Origin of the sequence: Rothia sp. HMSC072E10 (assembly GCF_001813965.1) — a bacterium.
GTDB lineage: Bacteria > Actinomycetota > Actinomycetes > Actinomycetales > Micrococcaceae > Rothia > Rothia mucilaginosa_A.
Genome location: NZ_KV814491.1, coordinates 588,381 through 607,908, shown reverse-complemented (window position 1 = coordinate 607,908; position 19,528 = coordinate 588,381). Strand labels below are relative to the sequence as shown.

At 60.5% G+C, this 19,528-nt stretch carries 12 protein-coding genes; 9 read left to right on the top strand and 3 right to left on the bottom strand.

Annotation, left to right across the window (positions count from 1 at the left end):
* The 7 genes from HMPREF2944_RS07725 to HMPREF2944_RS07695 all read left to right on the top strand — a co-directional run.
* A partial coding sequence (locus HMPREF2944_RS07725; protein WP_070682151.1) for an LPXTG cell wall anchor domain-containing protein occupies positions 1 to 1,547 on the top strand: 1,547 nt, incomplete at its 5' end.
* Positions 1,548 to 1,853: 306 nt separating this feature from the next.
* Positions 1,854 to 2,477 carry a zinc-binding dehydrogenase gene (locus HMPREF2944_RS07720; protein WP_246826293.1) on the top strand — a complete coding sequence of 208 codons (624 nt, stop codon included), beginning with the start codon at positions 1,854 to 1,856 and terminating at the stop codon, positions 2,475 to 2,477.
* Between the two features lie 508 nt (positions 2,478 to 2,985).
* Complete coding sequence (locus tag HMPREF2944_RS07715; protein ID WP_070682148.1) at positions 2,986 to 4,935, top strand: LPXTG cell wall anchor domain-containing protein; 1,950 nt, start codon at positions 2,986 to 2,988, stop codon at positions 4,933 to 4,935.
* A 493-nt stretch (positions 4,936 to 5,428) separates the two neighbouring features.
* Complete coding sequence (locus HMPREF2944_RS07710; RefSeq protein WP_246826292.1) at positions 5,429 to 7,048, top strand: propanediol dehydratase; 1,620 nt, start codon at positions 5,429 to 5,431, stop codon at positions 7,046 to 7,048.
* Between the two features lie 790 nt (positions 7,049 to 7,838).
* The gene (locus HMPREF2944_RS07705) at positions 7,839 to 9,350 is read left to right on the top strand and encodes a hypothetical protein (RefSeq protein ID WP_083313104.1); all 1,512 of its coding nucleotides are present in this window, start codon (positions 7,839 to 7,841) and stop codon (positions 9,348 to 9,350) included.
* Positions 9,351 to 9,714: 364 nt separating this feature from the next.
* The gene (locus HMPREF2944_RS07700) at positions 9,715 to 11,325 is read left to right on the top strand and encodes an enoyl-CoA hydratase (protein WP_141755751.1); all 1,611 of its coding nucleotides are present in this window, start codon (positions 9,715 to 9,717) and stop codon (positions 11,323 to 11,325) included.
* 226 nt (positions 11,326 to 11,551) lie between these two features.
* A complete protein-coding gene (locus tag HMPREF2944_RS07695) occupies positions 11,552 to 12,283 on the top strand; it encodes a sirohydrochlorin chelatase (protein WP_070682139.1) in 732 nt (243 codons plus the stop codon).
* Positions 12,284 to 12,377: 94 nt separating this feature from the next.
* Here the strand turns inward: HMPREF2944_RS07695 and nirD are convergent, their stop codons facing one another.
* Complete coding sequence (gene nirD, locus HMPREF2944_RS07690; protein WP_049331302.1) at positions 12,378 to 12,704, bottom strand: nitrite reductase small subunit NirD; 327 nt, start codon at positions 12,702 to 12,704, stop codon at positions 12,378 to 12,380.
* Positions 12,705 to 13,295: 591 nt separating this feature from the next.
* Here nirD and nirB point away from each other — a divergent pair.
* Positions 13,296 to 15,965 carry a nitrite reductase large subunit NirB gene (gene nirB / locus HMPREF2944_RS07685; RefSeq protein ID WP_070682137.1) on the top strand — a complete coding sequence of 890 codons (2,670 nt, stop codon included), beginning with the start codon at positions 13,296 to 13,298 and terminating at the stop codon, positions 15,963 to 15,965.
* 1 nt (position 15,966) lies between these two features.
* Entirely contained in the window at positions 15,967 to 16,878 is a 912-nt protein-coding gene (cobA, locus tag HMPREF2944_RS07680; RefSeq protein WP_070682134.1) for a uroporphyrinogen-III C-methyltransferase, read from the top strand.
* 348 nt (positions 16,879 to 17,226) lie between these two features.
* On the opposite strand, the gene HMPREF2944_RS07675 is transcribed toward cobA, so the two are convergent.
* Positions 17,227 to 18,096 (bottom strand): DUF6318 family protein, encoded by an 870-nt coding sequence (locus HMPREF2944_RS07675; RefSeq protein ID WP_049344179.1) that lies wholly within the window; start codon positions 18,094 to 18,096, stop codon positions 17,227 to 17,229.
* A 280-nt stretch (positions 18,097 to 18,376) separates the two neighbouring features.
* Positions 18,377 to 18,952, bottom strand: a complete 576-nt coding sequence (locus HMPREF2944_RS09425; RefSeq protein WP_246826291.1) for a DUF6318 family protein — start codon at positions 18,950 to 18,952, stop codon at positions 18,377 to 18,379.
* Between the last annotated feature and the right edge of the window lie 576 nt (positions 18,953 to 19,528).

Genomic DNA, 19,528 nt, shown 5'->3' with positions numbered 1-19,528 from the left:
CTGAGGCACCGGCCCCGGCCGCTACCGAAGCACCCAAGGCTGAGGCACCGGCCCCCGCTGCTACCGAGGCACCGAAGACTGAAGCACCCAAGGCCGAGACCCCTGCCCCGGCCGCTACCGAAGCACCGAAGGCCGAGACCCCTGCCCCTGCTGCTACCGAGGCACCCAAGGCTGAGACCCCGGCCCCCGCTGCTACCGAGGCACCGAAGACCGAGGAAACCCCGAAGGCAGATCCCAAGACCGAGCAGGCCAATCCCGCCATCGAGATTGAGGAAACCGACTTCCCCGCAGACGCCACCATCAATACCATTACGGTTCGTGCATCCGGTTTCCAGGGGGCCAAGGTGGGTGCCTCTGTTAACGTGAGCATCTACGCTCTGGACGCTAACCAGCAGATTACCGGTGAACCGATTGCAACCATCACCGTTGACGCTGGACAGATCAAGGATGGCGCATTCAACGCTTCCCTCAGCGTTCCCGCAGCCCAGCTTCCCGCCGGCGCATCCTACGCTCTGGTTGCTGTCAGCAACCCCCAGGCTCAGCCCGCCGAGAAGCTGGTGGCTCTTTCCTCCTTCAAGGTAACCGAGACTACCACTCCGCGTGCTCAGACCCCCAAGGCAGACGAGACCCCCGCCCCGGAAACCCCCAAGGCGGACGAGACTCCGGCTCCCGAGACTCCGACTCCGGAGACCCCTAAGGCTGATGAGACTCCCGCCCCCGAGACTCCGGCTCCGGAGACCCCTAAGGCTGATGAGACTCCCGCCCCGGAAACCCCCAAGGCAGAGACTCCCAAGGCTGACGAGACTCCGGCTCCCGAGACCCCGGCAGTACCTGAACCCCAGAACGCGACCCTCACCACCGAGAGCGCAAGCCTGGACCCGAACGACGAGTACAACGTGGTGACTGTCAATGGCGCGGGCTTCACCCACGAATCTGCTTCCCGCGGCGTGCAGGTGGCCATCTACCGCCTGGATGCCGACGGCAACATCACCGGTGAGGCTCTGGCCGTTCAGGATGTGCCCGCATCCGAGATTATGGAGGGCACCTTCACCGCTAAGCTTTCCGTGCGTGCCGATCGTCTGCTGCCCGGCTACGTGTACGCGCTCGTGGCTACCAGCGACCCGAACGGCCTGGTACATCAGGTGGCTGTCACCACCGCCTCCGTGAGCGATGCGGACCACCCGGCCCCCACGGTGCCCGCGGCAAGCAACGACGATAACACCACCGTTCGCGATAACGGCGACGGCACCACCAGCGTCTTCACCGCGGAAATGAGCGAGGACGGTTCCGTGACCGTGACCGAGACCCGCGTTCCCTCCTCGCAGGCCCCCAAGGCCAAGGTTGGTAACACCCCGGTGACCGCTTCTTCCCAGAGTGGCCACACCGTGAGCGCTCGCGATACCGCCGGCCGCACCACTTCGGATAGCTCTTCGAAGCCGCAGCTGGCTCACACCGGCGCTGAAGGTGTCGCAGGTATTGCCGGTGTCGGCGCCGCAGCGCTGATCGCCGGTGCTGCGCTGATGCTTCTGCGTCGCCGCAGCCTCTAGGGTTGATCCTTTCGCGTAACGCCGTATGAAACGTCCTCGCGGTTTCCTCGGGATTAAAATAATCTCGGGAGACCGCGAGGACGTTTCTGTGTGTTCAGAATAGTGAGGGCGCACGATGCGGCGCTCCACGGAACGTTGCAGCCGCAATGGACGGACAGACCGGTGTCGATTTGTTCATGACAGGGTTCCCGCGCTCGCGGGGGTGGGGGTTTATCGGTTCCGAGCGTCCCGGAAGTGAAAGCCTCGAATATCGTTAGTGCCCCCGGCCTGGGCACCAAACGGGGATCTCTGGCCACGGAAATTTGTGTGAACATCGGCGACATTGCGCCTAAGCCCGTCTCCATTGATTTTGAGCACGCGGCCGCAATGGGTGTCGCGGCCCTGACCGTGGGAGGCGCCTTCCGCCATATTGGCGTGGGTGAGGGCGATACGGTGGTTATCTCCGCGGCTTCGGGCGGAATTGGGTCCGTCGCCGTGCAGTATGCCGTGGCTCTCGGTGCACGCGTCATTGGCATTGCGGGGGCCGCGAATGCCGAGTTTATCAGGTCGTTGGGGGCCGTGCCGGTTGCTTATGGCGAGGGCGTGGGGGAACGAGTGCTCAAGGCGGCCGAGGGTCGCGTGACAAAGTTCCTGGACTGCTACGGTGGCGACTACGTGACCCTAGCCTTTTCGCTGGGGTTGAAGGGCAAGGACATGGGAACCCTCGTTCCCTCGCCCAAGGTCATGATTAGGGGAGCACAGTTTACGGGCCCCCGCCATTCGGAACACGGGGACTTCGAGACCCTAGCCGAGCTGGTCGCCGATGGGAAGGTGTCAATTCGCTTGGATCGCGTGTACGGGTTCACGATTGAGGATGTCCGTGCGGCCTACCGCGATTTGCAGGCCGGTCACACGCGTGGCAAGAGAGTCATTCGCATCGCCGGTGAATAGGGGATTGGCGCTACTGATTGATGCGAGACCTCAAAAACCTTACACCCGAAAGAAAATAACTATATGTGCATAAATGTGCACATATAGCACTGTAGAGTCTACCTATTTACGTTCGCTTTAAACCCTCACCTTGAAGGGAGAGTTGAGGTATTTTACCTAGTCGATATGTTTTGCGGATGATTAGTGGGGGAGATTTGGGTAAAAAACCCGTTTTGTGGTTCATTGCATAAAAAAATAGTTGGCTCGTAAAGCGTATTGGGCCTCAAGAGGCTTTTTCTATTGATAGTGTGGAACTACCGATAAATAGAGCGATTCCCCTCGCGCGGACTTCCACCTCAGATGGAGATTGAGAGTTTTACCTCTCGGAACCCATCGCCCATGCCGAGGAGACCCCTATCGCAAGGTTACCAACCTCGCGAAGGAACCAACCGTACATCTTCCCGCCGGGAATTGAGGCGTCGTTGTCGCGTAAAGGGTATCGTTCACACTCACAGAAAAGGTGTGTTTCATGCCCGATCCCGCTCACTCAAAGACCCGAGCAACGGCCGCCATTGCGGCCTCCGTTCTGACCGCCGGCACCGGTGCGGCCCAGGCCGCGATTCCAGTGCACAATGCGGGCGGCCTTTCCTCCTCTAGCGTTCAGCAGAACCGCGCCCAACATTCTGACCGCGATGTGCGCCCCTCGGTGCAGGTCGAACAGGGTGCTGCTATCAACCCCGCGCGTTCCCAGAGCATCACCGTTAGCGGTAGTGGTTTTCTGGGCGAGGACGTTGAGAAGCATGGCATCGCCGTGTACGTCAGTGAGTACCGCAAGTACCCCCTGGCTGCCCTGAGCCGTGCCCGTGCGGTGACCATGACCCTCGTCCCCGTCTCCGATGTGCACGAGGGTAGCTTTAGCACCCAGCTCACCCTGCCTGCGGGAATCCTCGACCCCAACCAGCAGTACGTGGTGGCAACCGCCGTCGTCAACCCCGATCTCGGCTATTCCGTCGAAGACACCTCCTACAATTCATGGACGCCCCTGGAGGTGCAGCCTGCGGATACTCAGGACGAGCCGCTCAATGCCCAGATCCTGTCGGGTCAGTTGGAAATTCCGCAGGAGCAGAACCTGATCGTCTACAAGGCCACCGGCCTGGGCGATGCGCAGGCCTTCGAGATCATGACCTCGATTTACGCCGTTGATGAGCAGGGCAATCGCCACGTACTGGCTGCCTCCCCGGCACGAGCCGATGTTGTCAACGGCACGCTTCTGGATGGCATCGAGGTACCCGGTGCGCGCCTAGCCGTTCTGCAAGATGTGCATCCCGATCTGCGCTACGTGCTGAACGTTGAAATTGCCCCTTCGGCTTCCCGAGGCCTAGCAGCTCAGAGTGTCGAGATTCCCTTCATCAATGGCTGGAGCGTTGCTGAGACTGCAGTCGCGGAGCCTGCCGACGAAGAGGTTGAAGCGGTTGAAGCGCAGGCGGAAGAGACCCCGGCGGCCCCTCGCCCCGCGACCTCCGAGCCGGAAGCTTCTGAGGCTTCCATTGTTCCCGCTGAGGAACAGGACCCCGTGCTCCCGGAAACCGACCCTCGACGCCACTACGACCTGCCGCGTAACACTCAGTTCGACCGGGTGCGCGACGCCTCGGCAGACCGCGCGGAGGAGCAGGAGTCAGCCGAATCGACGAATCATTCATCCGTGGCCGTGGGTGCTCGCCTGCGCGTGGAAGAGACCGCAGTCCCCGAGAATGACTCGGAAAAGACGCTCACTTTCACCGGTGAAGGTCTCGAAGGTTCCGGTCCCGTGGCCCTGCAGGTGCACGCGCTGGATTCTAACGGCCGAACCGCCGGTGAGGCCATTGCCTCCGGGGAAGCTCGTGTGGAGGATGGTTCCTTCTCCGCGCAGCTTCAGGTGCCGGGCAACGCCCTGAAGCCGGGTACGACCTACCGGGTAAGCGCAGTCTACGAGGATTCCCGAGGAACCGTGCAGATCGTGACCGGCGGCTTCACAGTGGAGCGTGACGGCGTGGATGCTTCGCGTCCTTCCGACTCGCTGCCTGCCGAGCAGACCGAAGCGCCGGCAACTGAGGAGCCGAGCTACGGTGACTCTGTTGCTGAAAAGCCGACGGAGGAGAAGCCCTCGGTTACTCCCTCCGATAGCGCCCCGGCACCGGCCGAAGAGTCGAAGGAGTCCGCTCCTGTGGCTGTCGCATCCGAGGCTCCTGTATCCCACGAGTCGGCTTCGCCCAAATCTGCTCCGGTTACCGAGGGTGCTACCGGCGGCGCTACCGACCGTGCCGGACAGAAGCCTCAGAAGGCTACGGCTTCGACCTCCAAGGGTGAGCGTGAGCAGCTGGCTGCAACGGGTACCTCCGGGATGCTGACGATTAGCGCGGTAGGGTCGCTCTCTCTGGTTGCGGGAGCCTTCCTGACCCGCCGTGGCCGCCGTGATGTGCAACTCACTTCCCGCTCCTAAAATGCTGATAAATACCCTCTCACAAGCCATAACGTGAGATAAGACGAGGGGATGCTTCTTTGTAACAAAAGAGGCGTCCCCTCGTCTTTAACTTTTTCTAAGGTTATACCTATAATTTAGAGTGCATTGACCGGCGGTACTGCCACTCTCTCTATGCTCCGCCCTCGCGGAGCAAAACGCGTTCTGAAACGCACATGGTCACCGATAAGAGAGGCCGCCTCCCCGCTCTCACTTCCGAACTTCTGAGCGTGGGGGATTGCACAACCTATCGCTCACTTACTCACTCACGAAAAAGGTGACCATGTTTACCACGCAGCGAACTGCTCGCGGCGCGGCCCTCGTAGCATCTGCAGCCCTCGGGCTGGGAGGTACGCTGGCCCCTGCAACTTTGGCCCCCGCTTCCTTCGTATCGTCCGCCCATGCACAGCCGCATGGTGCGACTCCCTCTGCGAAGACTCCTGAACCCCACGCTACGAACGTTGATGTTTTCATCATGGATTTGCTAGGCCAGAGTGAGGATTACATCCTGATTGGTCTGGGCGGGGTGAAGTCTCTCGACCACGTGCAGGTGCGCCTGGTGGCAGTTACTATGGAGGGTCTGGAAGTTGCCTCGATGGTGGTCCCCGCCTCGCAGCTGACCGTGTCAAAGAATGATGACGGCTATCTCGATGTGAGTATTCATCAGCGCCTAAATATTGAACAGGCCTACATGGTGGAGGTTACCGACCTTCAGACCGGCAACTCCTCTTTCGTTGAGCTGAGCCCCGAATACGGTGAGAGTGTTGAGGGTCTTCTCGCCTCACGTCAGAATCTTTTCTTCCCCGATACCCCGGGTGTACAGCGTGCACCCATCAATGCGGTGAGCCCCGTGCCCCATCCTGTGCCGAATCCCGAGCCTTCGAAGGATGAGCGAGAGGAGCGTCCGCAGCCCACGGCCGCTCCGGCCCCGGCTCCGGTTACCTCGGAGAGCGCCTCGCCAACCCCCTCCGCTACTGCATCTGAGAAACCCGGTGATGTGGGGGAGCCCCGTAGTTCCGAATCTACCACCGACGTTTCTGATACGCCCAAGCCCGAGGGGGACCGTATCCTGGTGCATAACCGCTCCTCGAATCAGGTCCCCGCAGACACCCGCGAGGCCATTCTTGAGATTTCCACCGCGGAGCTGCGAGGCTCAAGCGATCTTCAGACGATTCGCACGCGCGTCAAGAACGTGGGGGAGAGCTCCCTGGGCTATGACGTCATGGTCTTCGAGATGCCTGCCGACGGGGGAGCCGTCGGCGCACCCCTGGCCACGACCCACGTGAGCCCCGAGCAGGTCAGGGACGGCGCGTTCTCGGCTGATTTGAAGGTCCCCGGAACCTCACTCGTTGGCGGTAAGCGGTACCGGGTGGTGGCGGTGGGGGGCGAGTCTCCCGATGAGCTGAGGCTCGTGGCAACCTCTGCCTTCAGCGTGAGCATTATTCAGCGCGCCAGCTCGGCGGATTCAACTGCAGACGCCAACAATCAGCCTAGGCGCACTGTGGTTCATTCTTCGAGTGAGCAGCTGCCGGCAGATATCTCCTCACCGAGTGATGCTTCACCCTCTGCGGTTGAATCTTCGTCGGCTCGAGGAATCGCTGGGGAAACCGTTCCCCATATTCCTTCGACAGATGTCGCTCTGAATCATGTGGCTCATGCCCATGCCTCGGCTGCGCGGGCAACCCCGCAGGCTCATGCGGTCACGAGTAACCCCGTTACCGCATCGAACGTCACCCCGGTCATGTCGGGATACGCAGCCTTTATTGGCGGACGCACCATCGTGAATCTGATGGGGTATCAGACCTCAGCGGGAAGCACTGAGAGCGTTGCCCCTGCCACACGGGAAGGTTCTCGCCTGAGCTCCGACGGGTTCTACACGCGAAGCACGAAAGCTCGCGGTGGTTCCGATTCTCAGAAACTGGAGGCAAGCGCTTCGGAAGATGTACCCCTGCCGGAGGGTACCGTGCCGCTGGGAATTGCGCTGGCCGGTTCGGTTGTCTTCGTGGGTAGCGCCGTGGTGGTGAACCGGTATCGTCGTCGGGCGGAGGCCTCTGCTGAAGCGGTGGCAACTGAGACGATGGACGCGAACGCATAGGCGCGGGGGAGTAGAAAATTTACCTCGAAGGGCGCCCCGTGGCGGTGATGCGTAGCATTACCGACCGCGGGGCGTCTTTGCACTATGTGAGATGTGTGTCGCATTATGCAATGGATTTTTGTCAAATCTTGTACGGCATGTAAATGATTTTGATTGTTTATAGGAGGTGGATTTGCGGGCCCCCGGTGCGAACGTTTATGCGTTATAACACCGTGAGCGGCCTGTGTTCAGGGCTTGGATTGGACACTATATGTCGTGCACCTGGGCTTTTACGGCGATTGAAATAATTGTTTGCGGGGTGTTCAGCCCTCCCTCTAAACATTCGCATTTTTCGATAACGATGTTTTATGGGGTGGCCATACAGTGTTTTACTCTGAGGTGCATATACTGCCTAATAATAAGCACACAAATGCAATGAATTTAAAATCTTAATACTCGTGTTAGGCTGGGATGTAACCGATGTACCGGCACGCATAATTATTGCATTAGAGGGGCTTGTGGTGAGCTACTCCTTATCAGCGCGTTGTGCGTCCGCTTCGATTGAAATGGCACTATTATGATCACTCAACGACCTCGAACTTTCCGCGCCCTGACGCTTTCCGTTTTAGCAACTACGGGTATGTTTGTGTTACCCAATGCTTCCGCGGTGGAGGGAACCGGTTTTTCTGTCGATCAGCAGTGTATTATTACTATTCTCAATTCGGAGAATCCTCAGAATTGTCCCTCGCAAGATTTCGACCTTGAACTCGATACGCTTGAGGTTCTAATTCATTCTGTGGAACAGAACCGGGTGACCCTCAATCTGCAACCTCTCTACGAAGAGAAGTACATCAATGATTCGAGCCGCTATCTCGTGGCCGTTCAGTACTACACCCTCTCCGGTAAAGCATCCGGAGAGGTAGTCACTTATACTCCCCAGCAGCTGAGCGCAGTGAAAGCCCAGGATGGCTCTACCCTTCTGACGCTCACGCTACCGAGTACGCCGAAGGAAGGCTACTACACCATCTCCGTCCTCGACATAGACAGCTTCGATGAGGGATACGGGGAGTTCAAAATTACTGCCGGCTCGCTTATTCCCCATACCGTTCCTGCCGGTGACGGGGACGTCGACAGTGACTCGTCGGGAATCCGTCTTGACGACGAAACGCAAAAGATTCTGGCTAAAGCGCGTGAAGAGGCCCGTTATCCGCAGCCCTCGATTTCGTCTACCCCGAAAGCGGCGGGCGATCTGGAGCACGGCACTCAGATTGTGAGTGAGGTACCCGGAGGCCTGACCTCCTCCCGAGACACCGCGAACCTGAACGCTCCAACGCTGAACGTTCGCTACGCCGAGCTGCGTTCTGACGCAGAGACGAAGCCCGTGACCGTTGTCGGAAAGAACCTGCCCGCCCGAGAGAACGGGTACGACCTGATAGTCCTTGAGACCGATATGCAGGGTAATCCCCGAGGCGATGCCGTCTCGTACACCCACGTGGACGCTGCACACATCGCCGGAGGAGAACTCGAGGTGGCTGTTGGCGTTCCGGGGTCGCTTCTCAAGACCGATTCGGTCTATACCGCGTACCTGGTGTACGTCGATGAGCAGAACAACGACACCGCTGTGGCCTCAGTTCGGTTTAAGGTGAGTGCCGGAAAATCGCAGGATACCGCGGAATCCTCCGCCACTCGCCGCGATGAAACGGGCGCTACTTCAACGTCCACTACCGCGAATAGCGATAACTCCGCGAGCGCCTCCTCCCATACTTCTTCTAATGCAGCCGACGGTAGCTCGAACGCTTCCCGTTCTAGCGGGGCCGGTTCCACCGCAACCCGTGAGAGTCAGGCGCGTGCCGAGCGCCGTCAGCAGGGGCTTCAGGCTCTGGCGCAAGCGCGCACTATGGCGCCCCAGACCAATGCATCCGCCGGGCAGTCACCCCTGACCTCGGCATACGCCGCGGGGTCCGATACCGCAACGCCTAATGGGGAGGACGGCGCCTCCGTAAAGAGCGGATCGGCATCTGCCGTGCAGCCCGTGACCCCTACCGATGGCGCCAAGGGACTAACCCCCACCCGTCAGACGGAGGGTAATTCCCGTTCCGCTGAGGTTAACGCCCCTATCTCTCAGGTGCACTCCGGGTCGACCGCGGGGCAGCAGGAAGGCGTGAAAGCGGCGTCCTCTTCGGAACACGTTATGGAGGAAGCCTCCGACTATAGGGTGACCTTCTGGACCGTAGGGCTGGTGGGATTGGGCCTGGTGGCGGGCGCCGTATGGATGGCCATTCGGAGGAATGCCTTCTCCCTGTCTCGGGTGTTCCACCGGTAAACACCTACGGGACTTGCTGACTCCCCCGAGCGTAAAGACAGCGTTTAGGGGAGTCAAAATACCCTTGAGTGAATAAACCTCGGAGTTCATGGTAGGGTTGAGGAAGCCGATATATAGACGTGGACTCCTCCTTACCCTGACCCCACATCTCAGTGGTCATATGGCGTGGATGCCACCGGACAGATACTCTGTCCAGGGCTCGGTCGATTACCCCGTGTGGGATTGGAAGAATAATCGGGGATGGGAGCACCTCGTTAAACACCACGAAAAGACACATTGCATGAGCACATTATCTATAAAACGCCGTGTAGTTGCCGTTGCGACCCTTGCTGCGGGACTGCAGAGTGGGGTGCTTGCCCCATCCATGGCCGCCGATACTGTTGCCGACCCTACGCCCTCTTTACACGATGTCGCTGGAGTAGGCGACTCGGACGACCCCATAACGCAACGTCGCGAGGGGGAATCGAACGTCGACTTCGATGGCCCTAACGAGGGCGATATCCACCTGACCATTCACCGTGAGAACGGTGCTGCCCTGCTCGTTTGGTCGGGTTTCCCTCAAGGGGTCTCTGCCGAGAGCGTGCTGGTAGAAGTTACTTCGTGCACCTCGACGGAGGAATGCACCCACCGTTTTGTCTTCCCGACCGAAGGGGGTTCCCCCGGGGAAGTAGCGCTTCTGCTTGATTTGCCCGCTGGGGGAACGTTCTACGTCATCACCCTGACGGATGCGGCCTACGGCATCACGCGCGTAGATTTTCTGACGCTAGATCGCGACACCCTGGTGGAGGTCCCCTCCGATCCTCGGTATTCTACTCAGCCGGGAGTTACCCCGCCCCACGGCGAGGATGCGTCCTCGAAGGGCCCCTCAGCAACCGACTCCACGCCGGTAGAGAAGAAAGAAACCCCGGAGTCTCCCTCGCCGCAGCCCAGCCCCACGCATATTCCTTCTACCGTAGCCCCCACTCCTCAGCCGGTGGTGACCCAGTCCCCGAACGTCACAAAGGAACCGGAGCATATTCAGCTGATTAACTCCGAAACGACAGAGGATCAGGCAAATAGGCAGAATCACCGAGACAGTCCTCGCCTGACAATCCAGAACTCCCAGGTTAACTCGAGCGATTCGGTAAAGCCCGTTACGGTGCGCGGCAAGAACTTTGCAACGAATGACAACGGGTATGACCTGATGCTCATGGAGCTCGACGGTGATGGGCATACGGTGGGTGACGCCCTAGCTATTGTGAGGGTGAACCCTTCGGACCTCTCCTCCGGAAGTTTTGAGGCGGTGCTGGGTGTACCCGGCGCCTCCCTGCAGACCGGCCGCACCTACTTGGTAGTGGCAATAGACGCCACCAGCGGTGGAGATGTCCAGGTCAGCACGGTACGCTTCACCGTCTCTCGGGGGAGTAGCGCTACCGGAAGTTCCCAGGGGGAAAGCGGCGACACCTCCACTGATGATTCCTCGGATTCTTCATCCTCAGCAGTGGCTGGCACCTCTTCTGCGGCCCCCTCAACGGCCTCGAGCGGTGAGGAACAGAATGCCGTGAAAGTGGCTGACGGGAATAAGACGAAGATCCGAGGCGTACGTTCTGCAACCGCCTTGGCCGGGGACCGGAAGGACCCCACCATCTCTGTCGAAGAGGGGACGGAGGCCGTTGCCCGCCCCGCTGCCTCTTCTTCATCTGCGCTAGGCTACCGCACACGCGATGCACAGGACGAGCAGGCTACCGCTCGTACGAGTGCGCCCGCAGAAACCGAGCCCGCTACCCAATCGCGACGGTCTTCGACGCTGGATGGTTCCTCCTCGCAGGTGCGTTCCGAGCAGAAGGGCCGTGACGGGGTGAAGGCCTCAGAAGCCGATTTGGCCCATGGCATGATGGCCTCCTCATCTGCACTGGCCGTACTATTGGCCATCGGTGGTGGAATGGTTCTGGGTGCTTTGGGTATGACCTGGGCCCATTCCTCGCGCCGCAAATAAGGCTTTCAGGAGCTGAGGGTGACGGGGCGTAAATTCCGGTTGCCGCCGGTGACTCGCCGGGCGTGGGCGCTCAGCAGTGCTGTCACCTCAACTGCTTTCGGGCCTCGAGTTTGCCTCGCCAGCCCCCGCTGTCTCACTCGATTTGAGTGGGGCAGCGGGGGCTTTTGCGGCTCATAGATTTGTGTGGGCCGGGTATTTTGCCCCGGGAATTTTTTACAATGGGAGCATGACTGTTTTGAATGTTCTCGCGACCTCTCACGGTACCGACTCCGCTGCCGGCCGTGAAGCCATCGCCCTGATTCGCGAACAGGTGCGTTCCCTGCTGGACCAGCGTACTGACGGCGTGGAATACCGCGTGCACGAGGCTTACGTTGATGTCGAATCGCCCAGCGTGGATGATGCTGCGGCGGCTCTGCCCAAGGACGAGCCCTGCGTTATTGTCCCGATTCTGCTCTCCACCGGGTTCCATACCCAGGTGGATTTGCGCCGGGCAGCCCGCGCGAGCGGTATCGAACGTATCGTAATCGCCGAGTCTCTTGGTCCCGATTCCCGTCTGGCTCGCCTGGCTCGGACCCGCCTTGAAGAGGCCGGCTGGACCCCCGAGAACGATTCCGTCGTGGTGCAGGGTGCCGCCGGCTCCTCCCGCGCCGATGGCCGCGCCGATATGGAGCGTGCCGCCGAGTTGCTCTCCGAGGCCTTGGGAACCCAGGTTCAGCACGGCTTCATTGCCTCCATTGACCCGAAGTTCCACGAGGTGGTGGCCGAGTATAAGCCGGAGTTCGCCGCAACCTACCTGCTGGCGGAGGGTTTCTTTGCCGGTAAGATGCGCCGTGACGCCGCTTCGACCGGCCTGCCGGCGAAGGTTGCCGCGCCGCTGGTGAACGCACAGGACCCTGCATCCGCCAGGGTGGTGGCCGAGTGCTTTGTCAATCGCATGGATGAGGCGCTTGCCGCCTAAGAACTATTTGGGCTCGTTCCGCGCGAAAGGCCTCCGCTTCCTCAAAGGAAGCGGAGGCCTTTCGTCAATTTGAATTGTCTATGAGCCGTCCGAATTAGTTGGCCAGCAGGTAGACATCGCCGTCACGAACCTCAACGGGGTACACGTTGAGGGAGTAGGAGGAGTCCGAGAGGCACTCACCGTTGGTCAGATCGTAGACCTCCTTGTAGAGGGGGGAGGTAATGGTCGAGTGGCCGTTCTTCTCGCCGATAATGCCGCGGGCCAGAACGAGTGCCTGGCTGTGCGGGTCGAGGTGATCGCTGGCGTAGATGCCGTGCTTGGTCTTGTAGATGGCGTACTGATGGTTGTCGACCAGAGCGACTTCGCCCCAGTTCTCTTCAAGATCGGATTCGGCGCAGATGCGGACCCAGTTATCGGCCATGGGGTTTTCCTTTCGAAACGGTGTGTGTCGCGCGGGGGCGAGCTCAATCACGGTTTGGGCGTAATTGCGATTCACGTGTTCTTTGTTTGGAGTTTACCCTATGAAACCCACATTGGGAAATGGGGCACGCGAGAAAGCTAAAGGTTATTTTCACCCTAAAATACAACCCTAAATTTTATAGATTAGCCTTACCTAAATCCGCTGCTGCCGGAGGTATGTATGCCCTCATCTGGGCTGTTATTTCGCGGAAGTTTTTCAGAATTTTTTCTCACAAAATGCTGATTTTGGCTATCCGTACCCTGCGCTACCATGTACGATGAAAGTCGTAGCTCGGAATCGCTTTTGAGCACCTGAAGAAAACAACATAATCCCACATAAAAATGTTTCGTAATTTTCAGGAGTTGCAGAAGATAAGAGGTTTCGCGGGGCCTTGCGCTCCGTTGGTACGACCCCCTTATCTTGGCAAATCCGGGATTTCCGTGTTGCGGCATGTGCGCCGCAAATAAGTTACGGGACGAATCCCAGGGACATAATCGCCGCCCGCGGCGAGGATGCAGAGCTATCGCATCGCAAACTAGGAAAGGAAAATCTATGTCGAACACCCCCCGCAACATTCTCGTTGTCGGTGCAGGACCCGCCGCATGGCGTTTTGTTCGCGCATACCACGAGGGCGCAGAGGCAGCCGGTCGTGCCGCAGACACCATCACCGTGCTGAACGATGAGCCCTACACCCCTTACGACCGCGTTGCCATTGAGCAGCTCTTCAAGGACCCCGAGAAGGATCTAACCCTCGGCGATCCGGAGCTGTGGAACGCTGAGAACATCAACCTGGTCAACAACTGCCATGCCGAGAAGCTGGACCGTAACCGCCGCGTCGTCACCGACACCGAGGGTAACGAGTACCCCTACGACGTTCTGATTTTTGCAACCGGTTCCCGCGCGGTTCGCATCCCCATTCTCAACTCGGACGCAGCACACGTCTTCCGCACCGTCGATGATGTGAAGAACATGGTTTCCGAGGTCAACCGCCTGCAGTCCACCCTGGGCCGCGCACCCCGCGGCATCGTTGTCGGTGGCGGTCTGCTCGGTCTCGAGGCTGCTGAGGGCCTGAAGGAACTCGGCGCGGAGCCCACCATTCTGGACGTGGCTCCCTGGCTGCTCTCCGTCGAGGTGGACCAGGGCGGCGGTTACGCCGTGAACGCCCAGATCAAGGCAACCGGCATTGATATTGAGACCGGCGTGTTCATCTCCGGCATCAACAAGGATGCCGACGGTAACGTCGTCTCCGTCTCCATCGCAGACTCTCCCTCCGAGGACGCAAACATCCGCACCCTGCCCGCCGACATGGTGGTCTTCGGTGCCGGTATTCGCCCCAATGACGAGCTGGCTAGTGCCGCCGACATGCACATGGGCGAGCGCGGCGGTATCGTCGTCAACGACGCCTGCCACACCTCCGACGAGCACATCTGGGCTATCGGTGAGGTTGCTTGCGTGCTGGGCCGCACCTGGGGTCTGGTTGCACCGGCTAACGCTATGGCCGACGCAGTGGCAGCCAACCTGCTCAACGACAACGAAGAGGCAAAGGTCGAGGAATTCGACATCGCCACCAAGCTGAAGTTCTCCGGCGTTCAGGTGGCCGGTTTCGGTGACCGCCGTGGTACCACCGAGGGCTGCCTCGAGGTTCTGTTCGCTGACCCCGCTCGCGGCATGTACCAGAAGATCGTGACCAGCGGCGACGCCAAGACCCTGCTGGGTGGCGTGTTCGTCGGTGACACCGCCCCCTTCGACTCCCTGAAGCCCCTGCTGGGTCGCGAGCTGCCCGCCGAGCCGAACGTCTACCTGACCGCAGCTGGCGGCGGCGACGGCATCCCCGACACCGAACTGCCCGACGACGCAATCCTGTGTTCCTGCAACAACATCAGCTTCGGCACCGTGCGTGAGGCCATCGTTGACGGTAACCACGACGTGGCATCCCTGAAGGCCTGCACCACCGCCGGTACCCAGTGTGGTTCCTGCGTGCCCATGCTGCAGAAGACCCTCGAGCAGCAGATGAAGAAGATGGGCCTGACCGTCTCCAAGGCCCTGTGTGAGCACTTCGACTTCTCCCGTGCGGAGCTGGCCGAGGCCGTGCGTCTGACCAACCTGGACGACTTCGACTCCGTGATTGCTCGCTTCGGTCACGGCGGCGACGGCTGTGCCATCTGTAAGCCGACCGTTGCATCGATCCTCTCCTCCTTCCGCAACTCCTACGTGCTGGACTCCGGCCGCGGTGGTCTGCAGGAGACCAACGACCGCGCACTGGCAAACATGCAGAAGGACGGCACTTACTCCGTCGTCCCGCGTATTCCCGCCGGCGAGATTCCCGCCAAGAAGCTGGCCGTCATCGCCGAGGTTGCCGAGGAGTTCGGCCTGTACACCAAGATTACCGGTGCACAGCGTATCGGTATGTACGGTGCCCGCCTCGAGCAGCTGCCCTACATCTGGGAACGTCTGGTCGACGCTGGCTTCGAATCCGGTCAGGCCTACGGTAAGTCCCTGCGTAACGTGAAGTCCTGCCTGGGCTCGAGCTGGTGCCGCTTCGGCGTTCAGGACTCCGTCGGTATGGCAGTCCACCTGGAGAACCGCTACCGCGGCCTGCGCTCCCCGCACAAGTTCAAGTTCGGTGTCTCCGGTTGTAACCGCGAGTGTGCCGAGGCTCAGGGCAAGGACGTCGGTCTGATTGCAACCAGCAACGGCTGGAACCTGTACCTGGGCGGTAACGGTGGCGCAACCCCCGCCCACGGCCGCCTCTTCGTCAAGGACGCTTCCAGCGAGGACGTCGTGCGCTACATCGACCGCTACCTGATGTACTACATCCGTACCGCGGACAAGCTGCAGCGTACCGCTCGCTGGCTTGAGGACCTGGACGAGGAGCACGGCGACGGTCTGGCACACCTGCAGTCCGTCCTCATTGAGGACTCCCTGGGCGTGTGCGAGGACCTCGAGCGCGACATGCAGCGTCACGTGGATTCCTACGAGGACGAGTGGGCCGCAACCCTGAAGGACGAGCGTCGTCTGCGCCGCTTCCGCGCCTTCATCAACGAGCCCAACGGCAGCGACGAGGCATCGCACCTGTTCGTGCTGGAGCGCGAGCAGATTCGCCCCGCAACCCCCGAGGAGATTGCGGCTGTCAAGGCTGGCGAGTCCAACACCGTTCTGGTGACCGGTACCAAGATTCCCGTGGGTAAGCCCAGTGACCTCAACCCGGTTCCGGCAGCCTAGTATGGGCCCGAAGATTCCGCCGTTCCCGCCCCGCGAGTTCGCCACGATTGACGAGGTGCTCGCGGGCGGGGCGCCCGGTCACAGCCTGGATGACAGCGTGACCGAGCGCGGTATCGCCCTGCCCGGTGAGCGCGCCGAGCACCCCGGCAAGGTCTACATTGTCGGTGGCGGCCCCGGCGCCGTCGACCTGCTGACCCTGCGCGCTGTGCGTGCTCTGGGTGAGGCGGACGTGGTCCTGCTGGATCACCTCGCCCCGCAGGAGTACGGCGAGTACGCCCCCAACGCCCTCATCGTCGATGTGGGCAAGGTGCCCGGTAAGCACGCTGTTCCGCAGTCCCGCATCCAGCAACTCATGATTGACTACGCGCTTTCGGGTAAGACCGTGGTGCGTCTGAAGGGCGGCGACCCGTACGTGTACGGTCGCGGCGCCGAAGAGCTGGATGCGTGCATCGCGGCGGGCCTGGAGGCCGAGGTGATCCCCGGTATCACCAGCGCTATCGCCGTTCCCGGACGTGCCGGTATCCCGGTGACCCTGCGCCGCGTGTCCTCGATCTTCACCGTGGTATCCGGCCATTCGGGTCTTTCCGAGGATGACCTGGCTGCGGTCGAGGCAACTCTGCGTGCCTCCGGCACCGTGGTGTTGCTGATGGGCGTGCGCACCCTGCCCGATACGGTGGCGTCTCTGCTCTCTCGTGGGATTGAGGGCGAGATGCCGTTGGCGACCATCGAAAACGGGTTCTCCGAGAACGAGCGGGTTACCGTGACGACCCTGGAGAATGCGAAGGCCGATTGCGCCCGAGTGAAGCCGCCCGCCATCACCGTGATTGGCGAGGTTGTGTACTACGCCCGCGATAATCAGAACCGTTTCGTGAGCGAGGTTCACGAGCGTCTGCGCGAGCGTGCCACCTCGTAACGTTCCGCTGTGTTCATGCTCCGTTTGTACTCCCGGTGCGATGCCCGCCGCGGGGGAGGAGCGTGAGGCATCAAGGCATAGCCCCGCGTCCCTGGTTTTCCTAGTTGCCAGGGATGCGGGGCTATCGTCATGTTCGGAACGCGCGCGTGGGCCGGCTGCCGGACTGGGGGGCTTAACACGGGCTTCCGTTCGCTCGGCATAATTGGCCGTGCAATTGGTTGCGTCACAATCGTCACCAGCGCAGACGGAAGGCACAGGCTAAAGGTCCAGACGAAGGGCGGGGCGGGTATCAGATGAATTGATACCCGCCCCGCCCTCATAGCGTGGAAGCAAATCGGCCAGCTCGGTCTAGACTCCGGTACCGGAATATGAGCCACCGGAGGAACTCGAAGAGGAACCACCGGAACCAGCGAAAATCTTCTTGAAGCGTTCGCTGTATTCAGACCTGAAGAATTCCGCGCTGGTCACGTTCCACTTACCCTGGTCAAAGACCAGAATCACGGGAACCTGAATCGTGCTTGCCTCCTGAACCTGGCTCGAGCCGTTCTGATAGGTCGTAAACTCGCTCGCCCAGTCTTCGCAGGGGAAGGACACCGCGCTCAGCTCAGTCGAGGCGTAAGCGCGCGTCCTGTACTCCGAGAGAATACTCATCTTATTCTCGTAGCCCTTGACCCAACCGCCCCTGGAATACAGGGTGTGGACGTTGAGAAGCTCGGCGCTGAGCTTGGTATCGTCCTTGTTCATGAGGTTGATAGCGTACTCAATCGTGCCGGTACGCATGAGGTAGACGTAAGAACTCTGATAGGCGCACAGGGTCTTGTAGGCGCCCTCGAGGGTGTTGGTGCGCCGCGCCGTCTGATCGATGACCGGGGTGGGGACGTTCTTCGCGGGGGAGGTATCGGTGGCCTCGACGTACTTGTTCGACAGCTCCTTGTACTCGTACTTCAGGGGACCGAGGTACTTGTCACTATCCTTGAGGTATTCATCCTCGGGGATAATTCGGGTGCTGCCCGAGGCGCTGGAAGAAGCCGAAGCGGACGCGCTGTCGGAAGAGCTGGGAGAGGTGCTGGGAGAACCGCTGGGCGAGTCAGTGGGGGAAGCCGACCCGTCGGCAAGCGGACGGACATCCTTGGCGCATCCGGCCAGGGCAAGAGCGGCAAGGCCAATACCGCCCAGAAGGATATTGCGTCGGCTGGGTGCTTGATTGAGGAAAGACATCGTGGCCTCCTGATGTAGGCCCGCGTGGTGCGGCGTTTGTGTGTACGCCGGTATTGCGGGGGTCCTGTCGTATGGTGCGCGGTACGGATATACCCGGATGCTCGGCCCCAAAACCTCGGTGCGAGGAACGCGGGGGAGCATACGGGTTCGACTATAGGTGACCCGTTTGAAAGGTTCGTCAAAAAACCCTGAGCGTTATCTTTAAGTGCACGCTAACCCGAACTCGGGGAGGAACAGATGCTGAACCTACCCGATGAGAATCACCCAGAATCAAGCGGCCCTAGACACCGGCGGGTCCGTGAGAATCGCCGGAGCTGCCGGAAGAATCCGAACCGGTTCCTAGACGCTCGTTCATGTAGGGGACGCTAATCCTCCACCACTTACCCTCGGCGAAGAGCATGACGTGTGGCGTGGAATTCTGGGTGATGGCCGGGACCTTCCGCTCGGTGCCGTCGGGCTGGTGAACGGCGGTGGCTGAGTACTCGGCATCAACATAAATCACCACGTACCCGTCGCCGTCCTTCACCGCGCCCACCGGCTCCGTCTTCTGCATCGAAATGCTACAGGTGAACTCCATGTACCAGCCCTTCTGCTCGTAGAGTTCCTTGACCGCGTTAATCTCAGCGATAGCACTTCGATCTTCTGGATGGATCAGCTCCACCGCCTGAGACGCGTAGTGTCCATCCTTAAGCGTGGTGATGAGGGCGCTATAGTACGCACGCAACGTCTCGTAGGCACCCTCGAAAGTCGGTTCGTCACGGTGGGGAACAGTCTTGAGGGGCTTGGGCACGTTCTGCGCCGGGGCGGATGAAGTGGCCGGCTGATACTCGCCGGTGTACTGGCCGGTCAACTTCAAAGGGCCCGGATATTTTTCCCAACCTTTGACGAGCGCATCCTCAGATTCCGGGACGCGCGGGGCGTCAGCGTTCGCGTCGTTCGTCCCGTTTGTCGCGTCGTTTGTCGCGGCGCTCGAAGGGGGCGTCGAGGTGCTCGCTGCGGGTGAGGCTGAGGCGCTCGCGGAGGGGGAGGCAGTGGGTAGCTTCCGCTTGGCTTCTTCGCTGAGCGGATGGACCCTGGCGGCACATCCTGCCGTGAGGACTGCCAGACCGCCCAGCAGGAGGGTGCGGCGGGCTAGGGGAGCTGAAGGGCTAACGGTGTTGGAACGGGCGCTCGAAGAGGGTGAGAACATCGGTGAACTCCTTGAATCTAGCCCGAGATGGGCTCGGGGCACCCGGGGTGGGTGCGTGGTTGTATTCGTGATAGGGGTGGTTCGCGCGGGACAAACCCGGCTGCGTAACCGGAAGGCCGGAAGGTGCCTTGGGCGTGCTCTGCCGTTGGGACGGAGCGCACGCATGAATCAACGATGAAACCGCGAGATGTGCGCCGTTACGGCTTGCACTAATCCAGCTCGTGCAGGTCTGGAACCGTCAGC

What these genes read in the sequence shown, in the direction of transcription:
- HMPREF2944_RS07715 (WP_070682148.1), top strand. Translation starts at nt 2,986, where the DNA reads ATGCCCGATCCCGCTCACTCAAAGACCCGAGCAACGGCCGCCATTGCG.
- HMPREF2944_RS07710 (WP_246826292.1), top strand. Translation starts at nt 5,429, where the DNA reads ATGGATTTGCTAGGCCAGAGTGAGGATTACATCCTGATTGGTCTGGGC.
- HMPREF2944_RS07700 (WP_141755751.1), top strand. Translation starts at nt 9,715, where the DNA reads ATGGCCGCCGATACTGTTGCCGACCCTACGCCCTCTTTACACGATGTC.
- HMPREF2944_RS07695 (WP_070682139.1), top strand. Translation starts at nt 11,552, where the DNA reads ATGACTGTTTTGAATGTTCTCGCGACCTCTCACGGTACCGACTCCGCT.
- nirD (WP_049331302.1), bottom strand. Translation starts at nt 12,704, where the DNA reads ATGGCCGATAACTGGGTCCGCATCTGCGCCGAATCCGATCTTGAAGAG.
- nirB (WP_070682137.1), top strand. Translation starts at nt 13,296, where the DNA reads ATGTCGAACACCCCCCGCAACATTCTCGTTGTCGGTGCAGGACCCGCC.
- cobA (WP_070682134.1), top strand. Translation starts at nt 15,967, where the DNA reads ATGGGCCCGAAGATTCCGCCGTTCCCGCCCCGCGAGTTCGCCACGATT.
- HMPREF2944_RS07675 (WP_049344179.1), bottom strand. Translation starts at nt 18,096, where the DNA reads ATGTCTTTCCTCAATCAAGCACCCAGCCGACGCAATATCCTTCTGGGC.